Source organism: Corynebacterium sp. CCM 9203 (genome assembly GCF_041357675.1).
In the GTDB taxonomy this organism is placed as follows: Bacteria; Actinomycetota; Actinomycetes; order Mycobacteriales; family Mycobacteriaceae; genus Corynebacterium.
The window spans coordinates 465,419-482,213 of record NZ_JAUERY010000001.1 but is presented as its reverse complement, the minus strand read 5'-3'; the positions used below and the strand labels follow the sequence as shown (position 1 = coordinate 482,213).

Genomic DNA, 16,795 nt, shown 5'->3' with positions numbered 1-16,795 from the left:
CAGGAGACGAGAAACAATCTCCCCAGCTAGTTGTCGTCCGGATCCAGCAGGGAATCATCAGATCCGATGGTCCTGAGCCAGATATCGATTTGCTCGGTGACCCCGTCAACATCCAGGCCTAGTTCCTCGAATATCTCGGCCCGCGACGCATGATCCAAAAATCGCTCCGGTACGGCCATCTGCCGTAGTGGGGTATCGATCTCACAGGCGTTGAGCGCCTCTGCAATAAGGGACCCGATACCACCATGGACGACCCCGTCTTCGAGAGTTACCACGAGATCGTGGTCGGCAGCCAGCCCCGGAATGGAGGGGGCAACCGGGATAACCCACTTGGGGTCAATCACGGTCATATCGACACCCCGTTCCCTCAGTTTATCCGCCACTGCCACAGCAGTATGCGCCATGCACCCGACGGAAACGAGAAGAACCGACGGCACCGTGTCCGTTTCCTCGCCAGCCTCCTCTTCCTGATGGCTGCAGTCCGAGTAGACGAGAACATCCACTCCGTCGCCGAGGCTGAATACGGGCGGAAGCTCATCGGGCAACGAGCCTTTCGGAAAACGTACAACACTCGGTCCGTCATCAATCTCCGTGGCTTCACGCAGTAGCTCAGTCAAACGCAGGCCGTCGCGGGGAGCAGCCACCCGGATTCCCGGGATGATACCCGTAACAACCAAATCCCAGACACCGTTATGACTCGCGCCATCAGAGCCGGTGACTCCCGCACGGTCCAGAACCAGAGTAACCGGCAACCTGAGTAGTGCCACATCCATGAGAAGTTGATCAAAAGCACGATTGAGGAACGTCGAGTACACCGCGACTACCGGGTGCAGGCCTCCGAGAGCGAGTCCTGCGGCAGAGGTGAGTGCGTGTTGCTCAGCGATACCGACGTCAAAGAACCTGTCCGGATATGCAGCCCCGAATTGCGCGAGTCCCGTGGGACCCGCCATTGCAGCGGTGATTGCGACGATGTCATCACGCTCAGAACCAAGCTCAACAAGTTCAGCCGAGAACAGACCGGTCCAACCAGGAGCCGAAACACCAACCGCTTCTCCGGTGAGAGGATCAATGATACCTGTCGAGTGCATCAAATCAGCAACGTTATTCTCCGCTGGTGCATACCCACGCCCCTTTTCGGTGACACAGTGCACGATGATCGGTCCCTGATGTTCCCGCGCATATCGGAAAGCGTTCTCGAGACTCTCCAGGTTGTGCCCATCAACCGGGCCGATGTACTTCATTCCCAGTTCAGGGAACATCTCACTGGGAATCATCGAATGCCTGACACCTTCTTTCACCGCCCTAAGGGCTTCGAAGGTACGTCGCCCAATCCACCCCATCGAGTTCAGGGTGGACTTCCCCTGCTCCATAAAACGGTCGTAGAAAGGCTGCATACGCAGAGACGCGAGATTCTCCGCGAGACCACCGATGGTTGGGGAGTAACTTCGGCCGTTGTCATTGACAACGATCACAACCCGCCGATCGCGCCCTGCCGCGATGTTGTTCAGTGCCTCCCAACACATACCACCCGTAAGCGCGCCGTCTCCGACCACGGCGACAACCGTGCGGTCGGTCTGACCGGTAATCTCGAAGGCCTTCGCCAATCCATCGGCGTAGCTCAGCGACGCCGACGCGTGGGACGATTCCGTCCAATCATGCTCACTTTCACTACGGCTGGTGTACCCCGAGAGACCGGCCTTCTGGCGGAGCGAATCGAACCGGTCGGCACGTCCTGTGAGAATCTTGTGAACGTAGGACTGGTGGCTGGTGTCGAATATGAGTGGATCATGTGGTGAGTCGAAAACTCGGTGCAGCGCGATCGTCAGCTCGATGACACCGAGGTTGGGACCAAGATGTCCCCCGGTTGCGGAGACCTTCTCCACAAGGAAGTCGCGGATCTCCTCCGTGAGTCCCTTCAGCTCGAGATCGCCGAGGGCCCGGAGGTCAGCGGGTGTGTGGATACGGTTGAGGATCTCCATTGGCGTGAGTCAGACACCTTTTCTTTCGTCGGGTCCTGTCGGTGGGTGGCCGAGACCCTGATCGGACACGCCGTCCGGCTGGGGACGACCTGGTGGTCGGCGCACTCGTCCACGGTTCGTTCTCCACCGGATCACGGTAATCCGTGATGACGATAGTGCCGCCAGGGGCTGAAACAGCGGCTGCCCGGGAGGACATTGTACGAACCGTTGCTGTCGAGACGCCACGGGACAACCGGGTACGGTTGTTCCGTCGATCTTACCCCGTGGCGGATTCTGGCTGCCAGCAGACACGAGAACCCAGGGAGCGTGCAAGACTCTTCCCGAAGATGGTCTCTTCCTAGCGAGCTTCGTTGTCACGGCTCGGTAAAAGCAGACCGAACGCCTCGAGATGGTGGGTTCCCGGAAACGCTCCGGCTACCGCAAGCCGAGCCAATGTGTAACCGCCGATATTCCAAGAGGCGATATCCCGCGCGAACGTGGCTGGATCGCACCCGATGTGAACGACCGCCGCCGGGTGCGCCCGCGCAACAGCCATCACGGTTTCTACACCTGCTCCAGTACGCGGTGGATCAAGGACCACCACGTGAGGTGCCGGTAACTGCGGTACCTCCGCCGCAACCTGTCCCGTCCTGAAGGTAACGGGCAGCTCCGTCAGTGCATCCCGTCCACATTCGGCGGCCATACCCGACTGCTCCACGGAGAAGACCGACGCCCGAATCGCTCCGTGGGAGGATTTCAGCGCATCCAGCAGAGCGGGCGCAAAAAGACCCGCTCCGCCGTAGAGATCCCAACCGACGAGCGTGTCTGGAGTTGTTTCCGTTACTTCTCCGGCCTCTTCCAGTGCCGTGGAAAGCCATGCTCGGACCACTGAGGTGAATACCTCCGGCGCCTTTATGTGTGCCTGCCAGAACGCTGTCGCTGGGAGGTGGTAGGTGTGTCCGCCGACTTTCTCGGTACAAACACCACTGCCTTCCAGCGTCCGTCGAACCAATTCGATTCTACGTCCCCTGGCAGGGCGACTGGATTCAACCACATGCCGGTCACCGGCGGAGTCCACGGCGACGATGAGTTCAGCACCTGGGGTGAAACGGGCGGAACCTGCACCGACGATTCCGTCCAGCATGCCCGGGAGAGCCTGCATACACGGAATGGAGAGCAAATCGTGACTGCCCGCGATACGGGTTCCTGCATGTCCTGTGGCGTCAACACCGAGCCGGAACCGGGTACGCCAACCTGATGCGGGCTCGAGGGGGATGGTTTCAATTTCCGGGATCTCCGCTGTCTCAAGACGTCCGATTCTCCGGAGCTGATCAAGCAGCACCTCTTTCTTGAGCTGGTCTTCGACGCCCGGGTCGACATGTCCGTAGTCACAACAGCCTGCGCCTCTCGCTGCCGCTGGACAGCGCTGAGCCACACGATACGGCGATGACTGCACGACGTCGATGATCCGCGCCGTAGTGAAACGTTTCTTCACCTTGGTGATCTCGGCCCGGACGACATCTCCTGGAAGGCCACCTCGGACGAAAACCACACGTCCGTCGGGAAGTTGCGCAATGCCTTCTCCCCCGTGTGCGGGACGATCGACGGTCACGGTGACGCGGTCCCCGACACCGACGGCATTCTGCTCGTCGGTGTCGGAACTGTCGGTGGTTGTGGTTTCACTCAAGGCGGATCCAATCGATTCAAATGGGTAGAGCGGAAAATTGAAAAGTAAAAGTGTCAGATGCGGGGGTCGGTCAGGTGATTCACTTCCGAGTCATCCTGCGGCAAGCCTCTCCCGGTGCTTTCCTCCGCAGGATAAGCCGCTTCAATCGCCGCAGAAGCGCGCCGAACGGCCCACACCGTGAGCAATGCGGCCACACCGGTGAGTGGCCAACCCATTGCGATCCGGGCAACAGCGAGAGCATTCGTGGCATCCGCATCGTAGAGATGACGCTGCACGATGAATCTCGCGAGGAATACCGCTGCCCAGGCTACTGTCGCCCAGGTGTACGCCCGACGGGCCCCCGGAACGTTCCGCCACGACATGTCGTGACCATTGAGGCCACGCCACGTGACACCGACCATGGGCCAACGCACGACTACGGAACCGAGGAAAACCACCGCGAAAAGCAGCGACATCCAGATCCCGTAGAGAAAATACGCCTTGGCGTCCCCGGTAAAAAGGGCGAACGCCGCGCCTATGGCGACCCCGACCAGCCCCGAGATCGCGGGCTGCAGATTCTCCTTCCGTGCCAAGCGCCAGGAAAAAACCACCAAGGCCACGGACAGTGATGCGAGCAGTGCCCACATCAACCCGAATCTGTTGTTGATCGGAATGAGCACCAGGATGGGAAGAGTCGAGGACACGAGGCCACCGAGCCCGCCCATCTGTTCGAGCAGCGTCGGGGCGGGCACCTCATCGCTATCAACCATGCGGCGATATCCGGAGTCCACGGGGCCCACTAGCCGTCCGTCTTCCGGATCTGGTGCATCGCTGATGCTTCGGGAGAGAGAGAATCACCAGTCACCGAATTCGGGTTCATGGGGTCACTGGTTCCTCTATCGGACTGTTCCTGTGCCTCCGATTCCTGTATCCCCTGTTTTGACGCTGCAACAGTGTCCTCCGGGGTCGCAGGACGTGCACGGAGATCCCGGGTGTCCATCTTTCCGGTCTCCTGAGCCTTTTTCAGGCGTTCCTGCATCGCCTGTGTGACCTGTTTCGCGAGGGCTTCAGGTAGGGCTACCGGTAACGACTGCCCGGCAGGGAGCGGACCGTCGCCGCGATGGACGAACGTACGTGCTGTGACTTCACGGCCGAGCTGCGCCAACTCGTCCGCGGATCCTGCAGGTGCCGCGAGTGTCATCCGGAGCATCCACCGGGGACCATCAACCCCGATGATCCTGATGACCGCCTCACCTGCCGCACCAACGACCTCGCGACCCCACGGCCCCTGCTCGATGCGTACCTCGAGGCCGTCATTTCGCATTCCCTCCGCTATCTCCCGGGTCGACTCACGCCACTGACCAGCGGAACGGGGTGCAGCGAACGCCACTGGGGTAATACGCCCATGAACCGTGATGATGTGCAGCATGCGGGGGCCGTTATCCCCCATTTCCACCTGAACCTCGGATCCGCGTGGGAGTGGTACGACGAGAGAACCTAGGTTGAGTGCCCCGTCCGCAAAATCTGAGAAGTCGAAGTCCCTAATATCCACGGCTCCACCATCGAATGGGCCAACCTCCCCGTTGACCGCGTCATGCGCGGGGTCCGGAGCATCAACATCCGACGGGACATCCGGATGTCCCCCGACCACGGTATCCGCTGACTCAACGACCGTCTGCGACTCGTCACGCGACCCCTCTCCGAGGGATGCATCCTGTTCCTTCTTTCTGCCAAATCCGAATAGCGCCATCTGCTGTTTCAGTGTCCTTTTCCGTGTCATCCGCCATCAGGTACCGGTAGCACGCTGAATAGGTTGCGGGTCGTAATAGTCTGTCATTCTTATTAAGGCCGATTAATGGCCAGTTTTCCGGGCAGGTTCAGACCCGAATGCCCCACAGCGGGAGCATGTAGTCCATTATGCCGCCGTCCAACTCACCGGACGTTGATCTGGACCTGCGTCCGCTCTAATTCACACCGGTGGAACCGTACCCCGATGCACCACGAACGGTCTCATCCAAGGCATCGGTTTCCTCGAAGTCACAGAGTTCGACCCGCTGGATGAGAAGCTGCGCAATACGGTCTCCGGGCTCGATGACAACAGGTTCACGGGGATCGAGATTAATCAGACACACCTTGATCTCTCCCCGATAGTCCGCATCAATGGTCCCCGGTGTGTTGACGATGGAGAGACCACTGCGCAATGCGAGACCACTCCGTGGGTGTATGAGACCCACATAGCCAAGGGGAAGCGCGATTGCTATGCCGGTACCGACCAGAACCCGCTCACCAGGTTCAATCACGCACCGTGTCAGAGCCGCAAGGTCAACTCCCGCATCACCCCTGTGCGCTCTGCGGGGAGATGCCGCGGCAGTATCAAGCTTGAGGAAACGGATCACCGGAGTACTCTTTGAGGATTCAGTCGCGTCAGTCACACTGTTCACACTACGCAACAGGACAGCATCCTCCACAGTCTCCACGCCGATCCGGTACACGGCCCGGGGTGCAGTAGAATAATCACCTGTGAGTGAATCCGGATCGAACACCACCAGGATCATCTACCACGAACGGCAGTGGGTGCCATGGTCGTGGTGGATTTTTGGTGCGCTCATAGCTGCACTGCTCACCGGGCAGTTAGCACACAACCGGTCGGAGATCTGGTTGTACGCTCCGGGATTCTTGCTTACAGGAACAGCGGTGTGGGTTCTCCTGTCACTGTCCGGAACCGTCATCTCCGTAGAGGAAGACCCTGAAGGAACACGCTGGCTACGCGCCGGAGATGCGCGCCTTCCCGATGATGCCGTCTCCAGGACATTGGCGGTCCCCGCCTCCGCGAAACGTAATGCGATGGGCCGACAACTCGATCCCGCAGCCTTCGTTATCTCGCACGGGTGGGTTCCCGAGATGGCGATGTTCGTTCTCAACGATCCGGAGGATCCGACCCCCTACTGGTTGATCGGTTCAAAAGATCCCGAGGCGCTGATCAAAGCTTTTCTCCCCGACCAGATTTCAGGAGCGCAATGATCCGATCCACCAGGATCAAGGTTCGTACAAATGGGACCTGAAAAGCGCTGGCTGCTTCCAGGCCCCATTCTCCGATATGAAACAGTCCTCCCGGTTAGGCGCAGTCGAGACAGATCTCGTCACCATTATCTTCCACGTGGGACAGTCGCTTCTGGCGCTGCACCAGGAAACAGCTACTGCAGGTGAACTCATCCGCACGCCGGGGAACAACCTGGATGTTGAGTTCTTCCCCCGAGAGATCCATAGCCGGCAGCTCAAAGGGCTCGACAATCTCTCCGTCATCGTCAAGTACGGTCTGTGCACTCTCTGAGGATTTCAACCCCTCAAGCGAATCCGTCTCCAGATCTTCATCCGGGCGCAGCCTCGGGGCGTCGTAATCGGTAGCCATGATGTCGGCTCCTTTTTCTCACAATGGGATCGGGCGGGGCAGTTTAGTCAGCGGGATCTGGCCCGCCAGCGTATTTCACGTCGACGCGCATATTAAGCCTTAAAACGGTCCTTGTCATATTCAGCTATCGCCAAGAGGGTTTCTGCAGGTGACAGCTCTGTCTCGAGACGACGCTGATTGAGATGCGGAACAGGCCGGTTCACTACTGCAATCGGGATACCCGGGCACCTCGCTCCAGCAAACTACGGAACTCATCTGCGAGCGCAACCCCCGCCGCCCATATGAGTTCGCGATCAGTAGACCTGGAATCAATCGGCGGCGCCACTACCCGCACACCAGCTTCCTCCGCGATGATCATTCCCGCAGCGTAATCCCAACCATTGAGCGCATGCTCGTAGTAGGCGTCAACCCGCCCGGCTGCAACCTGACAGAGATCCAGTGCCGCACTACCCATCCGACGGATGTCCCGCACCTCTGGCAGGATGCATCTGAGCAGCTCCGCCTGGCGCTGCCGGAACGCTGAATCATAGGAGAAACCCGTGGCGACGAGCGCCTGACCAGTGGCAGCAACGGTACTGCACTGCAGTTCTCGAGTCACACCATCAGGTCCGGTGAGATGCGCCCCCGCCCCTCGGGCACCGGAGAACAGTTCACCGGTGGCGACGTTAAGCACCACTCCAGCAACCGATTCGTCTTCCACCACCGCGGCAATCGATACCGCGAACATCGGGATTCCGTAGAGGAAGTTTACCGTTCCATCGATCGGATCGATGACCCAACGGACACCGGTGGAAGATGCCCTGTCCGCGCCTTCCTCACCGACGATTCCATCCCCCGGGCGTTCCTTCTCGATGAGTGAGGTGAGTAGCCGTTCCACCGCAGTGTCCACGACGGTCACGGGGTCGACCGGGGATGACTTCATCTTCACGTTCAACTTGGGATCACCCAGCCGACGAACCTCAGCCCCGATGAGTTCTTGCGCCCTACGCGCCCATACGACAGCGATGTCCCGGAGAGACTCCGGTCCGGTGTCTGAAAAACTGGCTGGGGTTTCTCTGCCACGAACGATGTTCTTCGGGGTTTCCATGCCCCCCATTGTGCCGGTCGCATGTACCGTAACCACGAACCGGGACCTGGATGGGGGCGTTTGTACAATGGCTGCATGACGAATATCGGTTTTGGAATTGACGTCGGCGGTTCAGGCATCAAGGGGGCACGAGTGAACCTGGACACCGGAGAGTTCATCGACGAGCGAATCAAGATCCCGACTCCCCGACCGGCGACGCCCGCGGCTGTGGCCGCGACAGTGGCCGAAGTCGTCCAGCTCTCGAACTGGGACGGTCCTGTGGGGGTCACCCTTCCCTCCGTAATCAGGAGCCAACGGGCGTTGACCGCAGCGAACATTGACCCGTCCTGGATCGACACAGATGTGAAGGACGTCTTTCACCGAACTCTCGGCCAGCGGATGGTGAGTGTTCTGAACGACGCCGACGCTGCCGGGTTGGCCGAAGTCGCGTTCGGACACCCGGAGGCACGGACCGGATCAGTGATTCTGCTTACCTTTGGTACGGGCATCGGGAGTGCCTTCCTCATGGACGGGAATCTCTTCCCGAACACCGAACTCGGCCACCTGTTCCTCGAGGGTACAGAGGCAGAGCACCTCGCTTCGTCGGCGGTCAAGGAACGGGAAGATCTCCGTTACGGGGAATGGGCTCGGGAGCGGGTTTCGCCGGTTCTACGGGAATTCGAGCGACTCTTCTGGCCGTCACTTTTCATCATCGGGGGAGGCATCTCACGGAAGGCCCACAAATGGATCCCCAAACTCGAGTGTTCCACCCGCGTGGTCCCCGCCGAACTCCGAAATCGTGCCGGAATCGTGGGTGCAGCGATGGCAGTGGACAGGGGACTGACACCGTAGCCGGTTGGCGACGTCGGATTCCCCTCCAGGTCCCCGTTGAACCGTGGTGGGAGAGCCCCCAAACGTCGGGAACCGGTAACACGGGTGTACCGCCGCAAACAAACCCTTCGGTGTTGCTCTATACTGGCGAGTTGACCGTGAATTAATTACGGCTCACTGTGACCGTCCCGTGACTGTCTTCTCCCTCCGGGTGACCGGCAGGAGACCGGTCCAGTACCGATGGAACCACAGCCCGGCCCATCGGACGGCGTCACAGTGAACGTATCTGATTCACCCATGTGACCGGTGTGGAAGGCCCCATGGAAGGCTCTCCGTGACCGAAATAGGTCTCCGCTACGATTTTCCTCGTCGGGGCCACTATGTCGGCACGATCATCCGACACCGGACACAGAACATGATCTCAAGGCGAAAGGGCGCACGTGGCAGCCACCGATTCTTCAGACCTGGCCCGACCGGAGGACACTGAACTCTCCTCCTCGGACACCCCCGGGGGCACGACCGCAGCACGCAAGACAGCCAAGAAAACGGCCAAGAAGACGGCCCGCAAGGCTACGGCCCGCAAAGCGGCCCCTCGGACGGCCCGCACCACGACGAGTTCCGTCACCACCACGACCGGAACTCAGGACGAGAAACAAACGGATGAAGCCGCCACACCCGCGAAGAAGACGGTGAAGAAGACCGCACGAAAGGCGTCACCCCGCAAAGCTGCGGCACCGACGAACCGTTCCACTGAGTCAGCATCGGCCCCTGCAACGGCGGATGAAGAGGCGGAAATTTCCGCGCCGAAGAAAGCCTCAGCGAAAGCCACGAAAAAGAGCACCCGTAAAGCTCCTGCGCGGAAGACAGCAGCGAAGAAAACCACAAGGAAGAAGACCACCACCAAGACAACCAAGAAGGTCGAGGCGCCGGGAGACATACCGCAGGACGATACCGAGGATGTCTTCATTGTCGAAGTGCCAACGGACGATGATGACTTCGCCGCGGCTGACCTACCCGCCGATGAGGACAACGAAGATACCGAAACGGATGAAGTCACCGAATCGGAGGATGAGGATGATGGATCCTCCGTCTGGGATGAGGATGAGTCCGCTGCACTCAGACAGGCCCGTAAGGATGCTGAGCTGACCGCGTCCGCGGATTCCGTGCGTGCCTACCTCAAGCAGATCGGCAAGGTCGCCCTACTGAACGCCGAACAGGAGGTTTCGCTCGCAAAAAGAATCGAGGCGGGGCTGTACGCCACCTACCGGATCGAGCAGATGCAGGAGGCATTTGCGGCCGGCGACAAGGACGCGAAGCTTACCCCCGCTGTCAAGCGTGACCTCCGTGCAATCGCACGAGACGGGCGTAAAGCTAAGAACCATCTGCTGGAGGCCAACCTCCGCCTCGTCGTCAGCCTGGCGAAGCGTTACACCGGACGGGGAATGGCCTTCCTCGACCTCATCCAGGAGGGCAATCTGGGTCTAATTCGTGCGGTGGAAAAGTTCGATTACACCAAGGGCTACAAGTTCTCCACGTACGCCACCTGGTGGATCCGACAGGCCATCACCCGCGCGATGGCAGACCAGGCCCGAACCATCCGCATCCCGGTCCACATGGTCGAGGTCATCAACAAGCTCGGCCGTATCCAACGCGAGCTACTCCAGGATCTGGGCCGCGAACCCACACCGGAGGAGCTCGCCAAGGAGATGGATATCTCGGAGGACAAGGTCCTCGAGATCCAGCAGTACGCCCGTGAGCCCATCTCCCTCGATCAGACGATCGGCGACGAGGGCGACAGCCAGCTTGGTGACTTCATTGAGGATTCCGAGGCGGTCGTGGCAGTTGACGCGGTGAGCTTCACCCTCCTCCAAGATCAGCTCCAGGATGTCCTGCAGACACTGTCCGAACGCGAAGCCGGTGTCGTCAAACTGCGGTTCGGGCTGACCGACGGCATGCCGCGCACGCTCGACGAGATCGGCCAAGTTTACGGAGTTACGCGCGAGCGTATCCGCCAGATCGAGTCCAAGACGATGTCGAAGCTCCGGCATCCGTCTCGTTCGCAGGTGCTCCGCGACTACCTCGACTGATTCGGGCTCCCCCACGGGAATGCGGAGAAGACCGTATCGGTGATCACATGATCGTCACCGATACGGTCTTCTTTTTTCGCTCGCTCAGCAATCAGGGCTTTGAGTGGGTACTACGAGGTCCCCTCCGGTGATATATCGGTTTTCCCCATCTCGGTGTCACCCATTATTGCGGGTTCCCAGGTATCCGAAAGGCCGTCCTTGCCGTATGCGAGGCGTCGATGCGCCCATTCCAGAGGCCCGGGTAGACCTCGAATATCCAGGAGCACGGCAATCAGAACGGTGAAGAACCAGACTGCGCAGCCCGCGAGGGTGCCGGTGAGTGCGCTCCCCCGGACTGCGAGCTGAAATCCCAGGGGTGCCAGGAACACCACACAGAGCAAGGACTGGAGTACATATCCAGTCATCGAACGTCGTCCCAGGGCGAGTAGCGCACGGATGCAAACATTGAAACGGTGTTCACCACCTGCAACACGTGCCGCATCGACCTTATGCTGCAGAGGGCGGCTCACCAAAACGATCGCGGCGACAAGGCCCGGGCCTGTGAGCATCCCGACGACCGCGTTCACTGCCTCCAACCGTGGCGCCCAGGATTCTGGTGCCCATCCCGCCATCGAGAGACCCCAGGGAAGACCAACGAGCATGATCACCGTGACAGCAACACCAACCGCTGTCCATAACGCGCGGAGATGCGTCTCCGGGTCGGTCAGTATGCCTTTGCGTGCAGCGACGAAACCAAGAATGATCACGGGAGCAACAATTATGAACTCAACGGGGAAGGTGAACAGTGATCCGACGAGCACAAGTCCACCGAGCAGCACGAGCCCACCGTAGGTGTGCGTATCGAGGTCGCCTGTTCCGTGCATCATCAACGTTGAGTTGAACAAGATCATCGGAATCATGACCAACAGAGCGAGTACCTGGAGTACACCCGCGATGATCAGCAAAGTTCGATCACGGAGTGGGATCAGCAAGGCAAGAATCACTCCGGTCAGGCCGTAAAAGGTCATGATGTCGCCGTAGAAGAGAAAAATCATGTGTACGACACCGAAAAGTGCGAGCAGCCCATACCGGCGTACGAGAACCCCACGCGCAGCTTTGAGTGGGTATTTCCTACGCCACAGACTCAGTGCCAGGAGACCGACTCCATAGCCGAGGAGCGTGGAGAACATGGCGATACCTCGAACATGGATGAACAATGCCCCGAAAAGAACCGCGAGCCGGTCAGCGAGATGCCCATCGGTGATTCCCCCGGCCGCAGCGGACACCCCGGGGGATTCCCCCGCCGGACTGAGCCACACTCCTGTGATGTTGGCGATAGCGATCCCGAGAAGCATGAGCCCGCGAGCAATGTCTGGACTGACCATCCGTGCTCGGGTGGGAACGGTGGACGCACCAGTCCTGTGTTTCGAATGATGCCCGGTACTCGCCGTTTTCCCGTTTCCCACTTTGCTACTCACAATCCTCCTTATTGATACTTATTGATGATCTCTACTGGTGTCGGCATACCTCACGCTAGGACGACAACGTGACCAGATACACAATGCTCCGATGAGAGGACTACCAGTTACGGAGGTAGGCAATCCGGTCCCGGAGTTGCTCGGCTGTGCACAGGGCCGTCGGTGGACCGCCGCAGTTCTGCCGTACCTCGTTGTGGATCGCTCCGTGCGGACGTCCGGTCCGTCCCGAGGTGATCGAGACAAGGGTGTTCAACTCCTTTCGGAGCTGAGGTATTTCATTCGAGGCTGTATCCGGTTCCCGGCGCGGGTGTTCGGTCGTGTTTGGAGCTGTCTGCTCCCTCCGCTGTGTTTCCGCACGTGCTTCAATCTGCTCCGCCTGCCGTTGCTTGAGGAGCTGCCTCATTTGTTCAGCATCGAGAAGTCCCGGCAACCCCAGGTAATCGGCTTCCTCGGCGGAACCTGCGAGAGTACCGGTGCCATAGGTTGAGCCGTCGTAGATCAGAGAATCGAGTTCTGCCTCGGCGCCGATGGATTCATATGATTTCGTGTCGTCCGGTTCGTTCTTCTCCTTGTTCGCCTCAGCGAGCAGCTCGTCGTCCCACCCTTCCTTCACCCGATCCGGTTTACCGAGGACGTGGTCACGCTGGGTCTCTAACCGGGCAGCGAGGTCCAGAAGAACAGGAACCGAGGGGAGGAACACAGAGGCGGTCTCCCCCGGCATGCGGGAACGTACGAACCGTCCGATGGCCTGGGCAAAAAACAGTGGGGTCGAGGCGGAGGTAGCGTAGACACCGACCGCAAGACGGGGAACGTCGACGCCCTCAGAAACCATTCGGACGGCAACCATCCACTCATCCGTCGAGTTGGAGAACTCTTCGATGCGTTGAGACGCCCCGATCTCGTCGGAAAGCACGACCGTCACGGGTGTGGAGGACATTGTCCCGAGGATCTTCGCGTAGGCACGTGCAGTGGTCTTGTCCGTCGCGATGACCAGGCCACCGGCATCCGGCATCCGCTCACGCAACTGCATCAGCCTAGTGTGGGCGCCACGCAACACCGCGGGAATCCAATCACCTCGCGGATCGAGGGCGGTCTTCCAGGCGCGGGCGGTCTGCTCAGCGTTCAGGGGCTCGCCGAGCCGGGCTGCGAACTCCTCCCCCGCAGAGGTCCGCCAGCGAGCCTCCCCGGAGTAGGCGAGGAACACGACAGGACGCACGACGCCGTCGGCGAGCGCGTCCGAATAGCCATAGGTGTGGTCGGCGCGTGATTTGAGGTAGCCCTCCCCGTCATCGGTGTACCGGACAAACGGGATCGCTGCGTCATCGGAGCGGAACGGTGTACCGGTGAGTGCGAGACGCCGTTCCGCGTCGTCGTAAGCCTCGCGGATACCATCACCCCAGCTCTTCGCGTCACCACCGTGGTGGATTTCATCGAGGATCACCAGTGACCGGTGGGCGGTCGCGACGGCTCGGTGCTTGTACGGGTGCATCGCCACTTGGGCGTAGGTGACCACGATACCGTGGTATTCAGGGTTAACCACACCGGCGGTGTTGGTGAAGTGCGGGTCAAGGGAGAGCCCTACTCTGGCAGCCGCCTGCGACCACTGCACCTTGAGGTGCTCGGTCGGTACGACGACGATGACCCTGTCCACAGTCCGGTTTCCGACGAGTTCGGTGGCGAGCCGGAGCGCGAAGGTCGTCTTCCCGGCACCGGGGGTGGCGACAGCGAGGAAATCCTTCGGTTGTGCGGCCATGTACTTGTCCAGTGCCGCGCGCTGCCAGGCGCGTAATCTGCCGCTGCTCACTTCTTGCGCAGGGACCGGTAGACACGTTCGCAGTCGGGGCATACCGGCGATCCGGGTTTCGCCTGCTTGGTCACGGGGAAAGTCTCGCCGCACAATGCCACCACCATGCGGCCAGAAACAGCCGACTCGACGATCTTGTTCTTTTTCACATAGTGGAAAAACTTCGGTGTGTCATCGGACGTTGTCGTATCTTCCCTCACATCGGGGCGTTCAATGGTTTTCGTCGTGGTGTTCACGGCACCCATCATGCCCCAATCACGGGAGTTCGGGCACAACAGGGTTCACAACAGGGTTATCGTGGGGCCCATGATGCAGCGGCGGAACGAGGATGGGATCGAGTTCGATTCCGGTGATCACGCTTCCATCCCCTCTGAAGGTGACCGAGCTGGACGGAATGCCGACGGGACCGTGGTCACACCGGATCCGGTTGTCGGTTGGCGGCGTGGTCTACGCAGATTGTTTTCTTCGCGAAAGAATGTCGAACTAATCACGAGTGCCAGGCAGACGCCGCTGGACAACCTCAATGAACGGCGCCGGAAGTACGCGATCCTACAGGGGTCACGGATACCGTTTCTCCTGGCCAGTGCAGTGACGTGGATCTGGTGGGAGAACACCTGGCTCTCCGCGATCCTTTTCCTCATCTCGGTACCGTTACCGTGGATCGCTGTGGTCATCGGTAACGGAGCCGGTGAACCGCGGGACCCACGGACTCGGCAGGTGTACAAGCCCGGTGTGGCGCGCGAGTATCACGCGCAACAGATGCTGGCCGTGCAGAGACAGCGTGAACTGGGAGAGTCTCCGGATCAGGGTCCGGATAACGGAGCCAATGACGGCAACGCCATCATCGAGCATGATTAACTGTCCCGAGGTATCATCCGTGCCATTATCCGAGGAGTTCCCACGTGCCCGAATCACTGTCCGCAGTCGTCCCCCATCTCGTGAGAGTCTTCGGTGAGCATGGTTTCACCGAGAGCGGTATCGCTGATCATCTGGGGCCCGCCGCACTGTCAGCGTTGTACCGGGGGGAAACCGCGGCAGTCCAACGAGCTTCTGAATGTGCGGGGGATCCCGGGAGATCGGAACTCATCCGGTTTTTCCTGCTCCGCTCCCCCACCGGATTGCGGGAGCTTTCAGCGCTGCTCGGCACACGGGTCGTCGGGCTTCTCGACGCCGCGGGAGTTCTGGAGTCCGACAGTGATTCGGAGACCGTACGGATCGCCGTCGATGTGCGTCCCCGTTTTATCGGTGCCGAGGATCAGTGGGTGTTCTCCGATCTGGATCCTTCTCTCTCTGCCGGGACTCCGAAACCGAATCACGTTCCCGGTTTAGGGGCAGCTTCTCTCTCACTGCTCCAGGCGACACCGACAACACCCGTCCGCAGTGTCTTGGACCTTGGCACCGGTTGCGGTGTCCAGATTCTAGGACAGCTCAGATGTGCGGATCATGTGATGGGAACCGACATCAACGATCGTGCACTGGACTTCGCTGAGGCCACCCTAGCCGGAACCGGGGTTCCAGTTACCAGGGAAGGTCGGAGAGCGAGCCGTGTAGAGTCCCGGACTGGGGACGGAGTAGCCGAGGTGGAGCTTCGTCGGGGATCCTGGTATGAACCGGTCGAGGGGCAGCGATTCGACCGGATTATCGCCAATCCGCCGTTCGTGATCAGCCCGAGCAGTAGTCATGTCTATCGGGATTCGGGGTTAGACCTGGATTCAGCGAGTGAACTCGTTGTCTCGCACGCCGTGGAGCATCTGAACCTCGGCGGAACTGCACATGTTCTCGCATCATGGATCCACACGACGGACACCGACTGGAGGCATCGGGTTGCGGGCTGGATCCCTGACACTGGGGTCTCGGCCTGGATCTTGCAGCGGGATATCGCTGATCCTGAGCTGTATGTCGGAACCTGGCTACGTGACGGTTCCGTGGATCCCGGTGGAACGGAGGGCGGGCACCGGACCGTGGAATGGCTGGATCACTTCGCGGAGAACGATGTTACCGGCATCGGCTTCGGCTTCATAGCCCTCCAACACATCGGCGACGATTGTCCTTCCGAGGTCGCTGCCGAAGATTTCGGTGCCTACGAGACCACCGGTCTCGGCGAGGAGGTGATGGAGTACTTCTCCCGGACCGCGTGGCTGCGCGGGAAGAGTTCCGATGACGTCGCGGACACACAGTTCCTGATACGGACGGGAGTGGCAGTGGAGGATGTCCGAGTGGCTGACGAGGACTCCGGCCAGGGGTTCGCGCCAGCGATTCTCCGGATCAGTCGAACTGACGGCCCCCGCTTCTCCCATGAAATTGATCGCCCCCTGTACGCGATCCTGGCAGGACTTCATCCGCAGGGACTCACTCTCCGTGAGACCGTCGAACTCTACTGTGCCGCCCACGGACTCGAATCTGGGGAGGTGCTGCGGGAGGCAACGAGGGCAGTGGTCGACCTCATTCGTCACGGTATTGTGTTGCCCGCGGACATCACCATCACCACAGGCACCCGCTCATCCTGATCCCACGATT

Annotated in this window: 15 protein-coding genes; 5 read left to right on the top strand and 10 right to left on the bottom strand. The window is 60.1% G+C overall.

Annotated features, from left to right (window positions below):
* Positions 1-26: 26 nt before the first annotated feature.
* The 5 genes from dxs to dut all read right to left on the bottom strand — a co-directional run bounded on the left by dxs (position 27) and on the right by dut (position 6,020).
* Positions 27-1,979: a 1-deoxy-D-xylulose-5-phosphate synthase gene (gene dxs / locus QWU44_RS02060; protein WP_370914039.1), complete on the bottom strand. Its 1,953-nt coding sequence runs from the start codon at positions 1,977-1,979 to the stop codon at positions 27-29.
* 337 nt (positions 1,980-2,316) lie between these two features.
* The gene (locus QWU44_RS02055) at positions 2,317-3,645 is read right to left on the bottom strand and encodes a class I SAM-dependent RNA methyltransferase (RefSeq protein ID WP_370914038.1); all 1,329 of its coding nucleotides are present in this window, start codon (positions 3,643-3,645) and stop codon (positions 2,317-2,319) included.
* A 53-nt stretch (positions 3,646-3,698) separates the two neighbouring features.
* Complete coding sequence (locus QWU44_RS02050; protein ID WP_370914037.1) at positions 3,699-4,394, bottom strand: DUF3159 domain-containing protein; 696 nt, start codon at positions 4,392-4,394, stop codon at positions 3,699-3,701.
* Positions 4,395-4,423: 29 nt separating this feature from the next.
* Entirely contained in the window at positions 4,424-5,374 is a 951-nt protein-coding gene (locus tag QWU44_RS02045) for a DUF3710 domain-containing protein (RefSeq protein ID WP_370914036.1), read from the bottom strand.
* Positions 5,375-5,588: 214 nt separating this feature from the next.
* Positions 5,589-6,020: a dUTP diphosphatase gene (gene dut, locus QWU44_RS02040; protein ID WP_370914297.1), complete on the bottom strand. Its 432-nt coding sequence runs from the start codon at positions 6,018-6,020 to the stop codon at positions 5,589-5,591.
* 124 nt (positions 6,021-6,144) lie between these two features.
* Here dut and QWU44_RS02035 point away from each other — a divergent pair, with 124 nt between their 5' ends.
* A complete protein-coding gene (locus QWU44_RS02035; protein WP_370914035.1) occupies positions 6,145-6,645 on the top strand; it encodes a DUF3093 domain-containing protein in 501 nt (166 codons plus the stop codon).
* Between the two features lie 94 nt (positions 6,646-6,739).
* On the opposite strand, the gene QWU44_RS02030 is transcribed toward QWU44_RS02035, so the two are convergent.
* Both QWU44_RS02030 and QWU44_RS02025 read right to left on the bottom strand, forming a co-directional pair.
* Positions 6,740-7,033 carry a DUF4193 domain-containing protein gene (locus QWU44_RS02030; protein ID WP_370914034.1) on the bottom strand — a complete coding sequence of 98 codons (294 nt, stop codon included), beginning with the start codon at positions 7,031-7,033 and terminating at the stop codon, positions 6,740-6,742.
* Between the two features lie 202 nt (positions 7,034-7,235).
* On the bottom strand, positions 7,236-8,120 hold the full coding sequence (locus tag QWU44_RS02025) for an inositol monophosphatase family protein (protein ID WP_370914033.1): 885 nt from the start codon (positions 8,118-8,120) through the stop codon (positions 7,236-7,238).
* A 75-nt stretch (positions 8,121-8,195) separates the two neighbouring features.
* Here QWU44_RS02025 and ppgK point away from each other — a divergent pair, with 75 nt between their 5' ends.
* Positions 8,196-8,951 (top strand): polyphosphate--glucose phosphotransferase, encoded by a 756-nt coding sequence (gene ppgK, locus QWU44_RS02020; RefSeq protein ID WP_370914032.1) that lies wholly within the window; start codon positions 8,196-8,198, stop codon positions 8,949-8,951.
* 419 nt (positions 8,952-9,370) lie between these two features.
* Positions 9,371-11,017, top strand: a complete 1,647-nt coding sequence (locus tag QWU44_RS02015; protein ID WP_370914031.1) for an RNA polymerase sigma factor — start codon at positions 9,371-9,373, stop codon at positions 11,015-11,017.
* A gap of 110 nt (positions 11,018-11,127) precedes the next feature.
* On the opposite strand, the gene QWU44_RS02010 is transcribed toward QWU44_RS02015, so the two are convergent.
* From QWU44_RS02010 to QWU44_RS02000, 3 genes are all read right to left on the bottom strand, one after another.
* Complete coding sequence (locus QWU44_RS02010; RefSeq protein ID WP_370914030.1) at positions 11,128-12,474, bottom strand: DUF418 domain-containing protein; 1,347 nt, start codon at positions 12,472-12,474, stop codon at positions 11,128-11,130.
* Positions 12,475-12,574: 100 nt separating this feature from the next.
* A complete protein-coding gene (locus QWU44_RS02005; RefSeq protein ID WP_370914296.1) occupies positions 12,575-14,227 on the bottom strand; it encodes a DEAD/DEAH box helicase in 1,653 nt (550 codons plus the stop codon).
* A gap of 47 nt (positions 14,228-14,274) precedes the next feature.
* Positions 14,275-14,514 (bottom strand): DUF3039 domain-containing protein, encoded by a 240-nt coding sequence (locus QWU44_RS02000; RefSeq protein WP_198736052.1) that lies wholly within the window; start codon positions 14,512-14,514, stop codon positions 14,275-14,277.
* A 10-nt stretch (positions 14,515-14,524) separates the two neighbouring features.
* Between QWU44_RS02000 and QWU44_RS01995 the strand changes: the two genes are divergently transcribed.
* Both QWU44_RS01995 and QWU44_RS01990 read left to right on the top strand, forming a co-directional pair.
* Positions 14,525-15,136, top strand: a complete 612-nt coding sequence (locus QWU44_RS01995) for a DUF3099 domain-containing protein (protein ID WP_370914029.1) — start codon at positions 14,525-14,527, stop codon at positions 15,134-15,136.
* Positions 15,137-15,180: 44 nt separating this feature from the next.
* Positions 15,181-16,785, top strand: coding sequence for a methyltransferase (locus tag QWU44_RS01990; protein WP_370914028.1), 1,605 nt, complete (start codon positions 15,181-15,183; stop codon positions 16,783-16,785).
* Positions 16,786-16,795: the final 10 nt, after the last annotated feature.

Coding starts and splice junctions, on each gene's coding strand:
- dxs (WP_370914039.1), bottom strand. CDS start 1,979: ATGGAGATCCTCAACCGTATCCACACACCCGCTGACCTCCGGGCCCTC.
- QWU44_RS02050 (WP_370914037.1), bottom strand. CDS start 4,394: ATGGTTGATAGCGATGAGGTGCCCGCCCCGACGCTGCTCGAACAGATG.
- QWU44_RS02045 (WP_370914036.1), bottom strand. CDS start 5,374: ATGGCGCTATTCGGATTTGGCAGAAAGAAGGAACAGGATGCATCCCTC.
- QWU44_RS02030 (WP_370914034.1), bottom strand. CDS start 7,033: ATGGCTACCGATTACGACGCCCCGAGGCTGCGCCCGGATGAAGATCTG.
- QWU44_RS02025 (WP_370914033.1), bottom strand. CDS start 8,120: ATGGAAACCCCGAAGAACATCGTTCGTGGCAGAGAAACCCCAGCCAGT.
- ppgK (WP_370914032.1), top strand. CDS start 8,196: ATGACGAATATCGGTTTTGGAATTGACGTCGGCGGTTCAGGCATCAAG.
- QWU44_RS02005 (WP_370914296.1), bottom strand. CDS start 14,227: ATGGCCGCACAACCGAAGGATTTCCTCGCTGTCGCCACCCCCGGTGCC.
- QWU44_RS01995 (WP_370914029.1), top strand. CDS start 14,525: ATGCCCCAATCACGGGAGTTCGGGCACAACAGGGTTCACAACAGGGTT.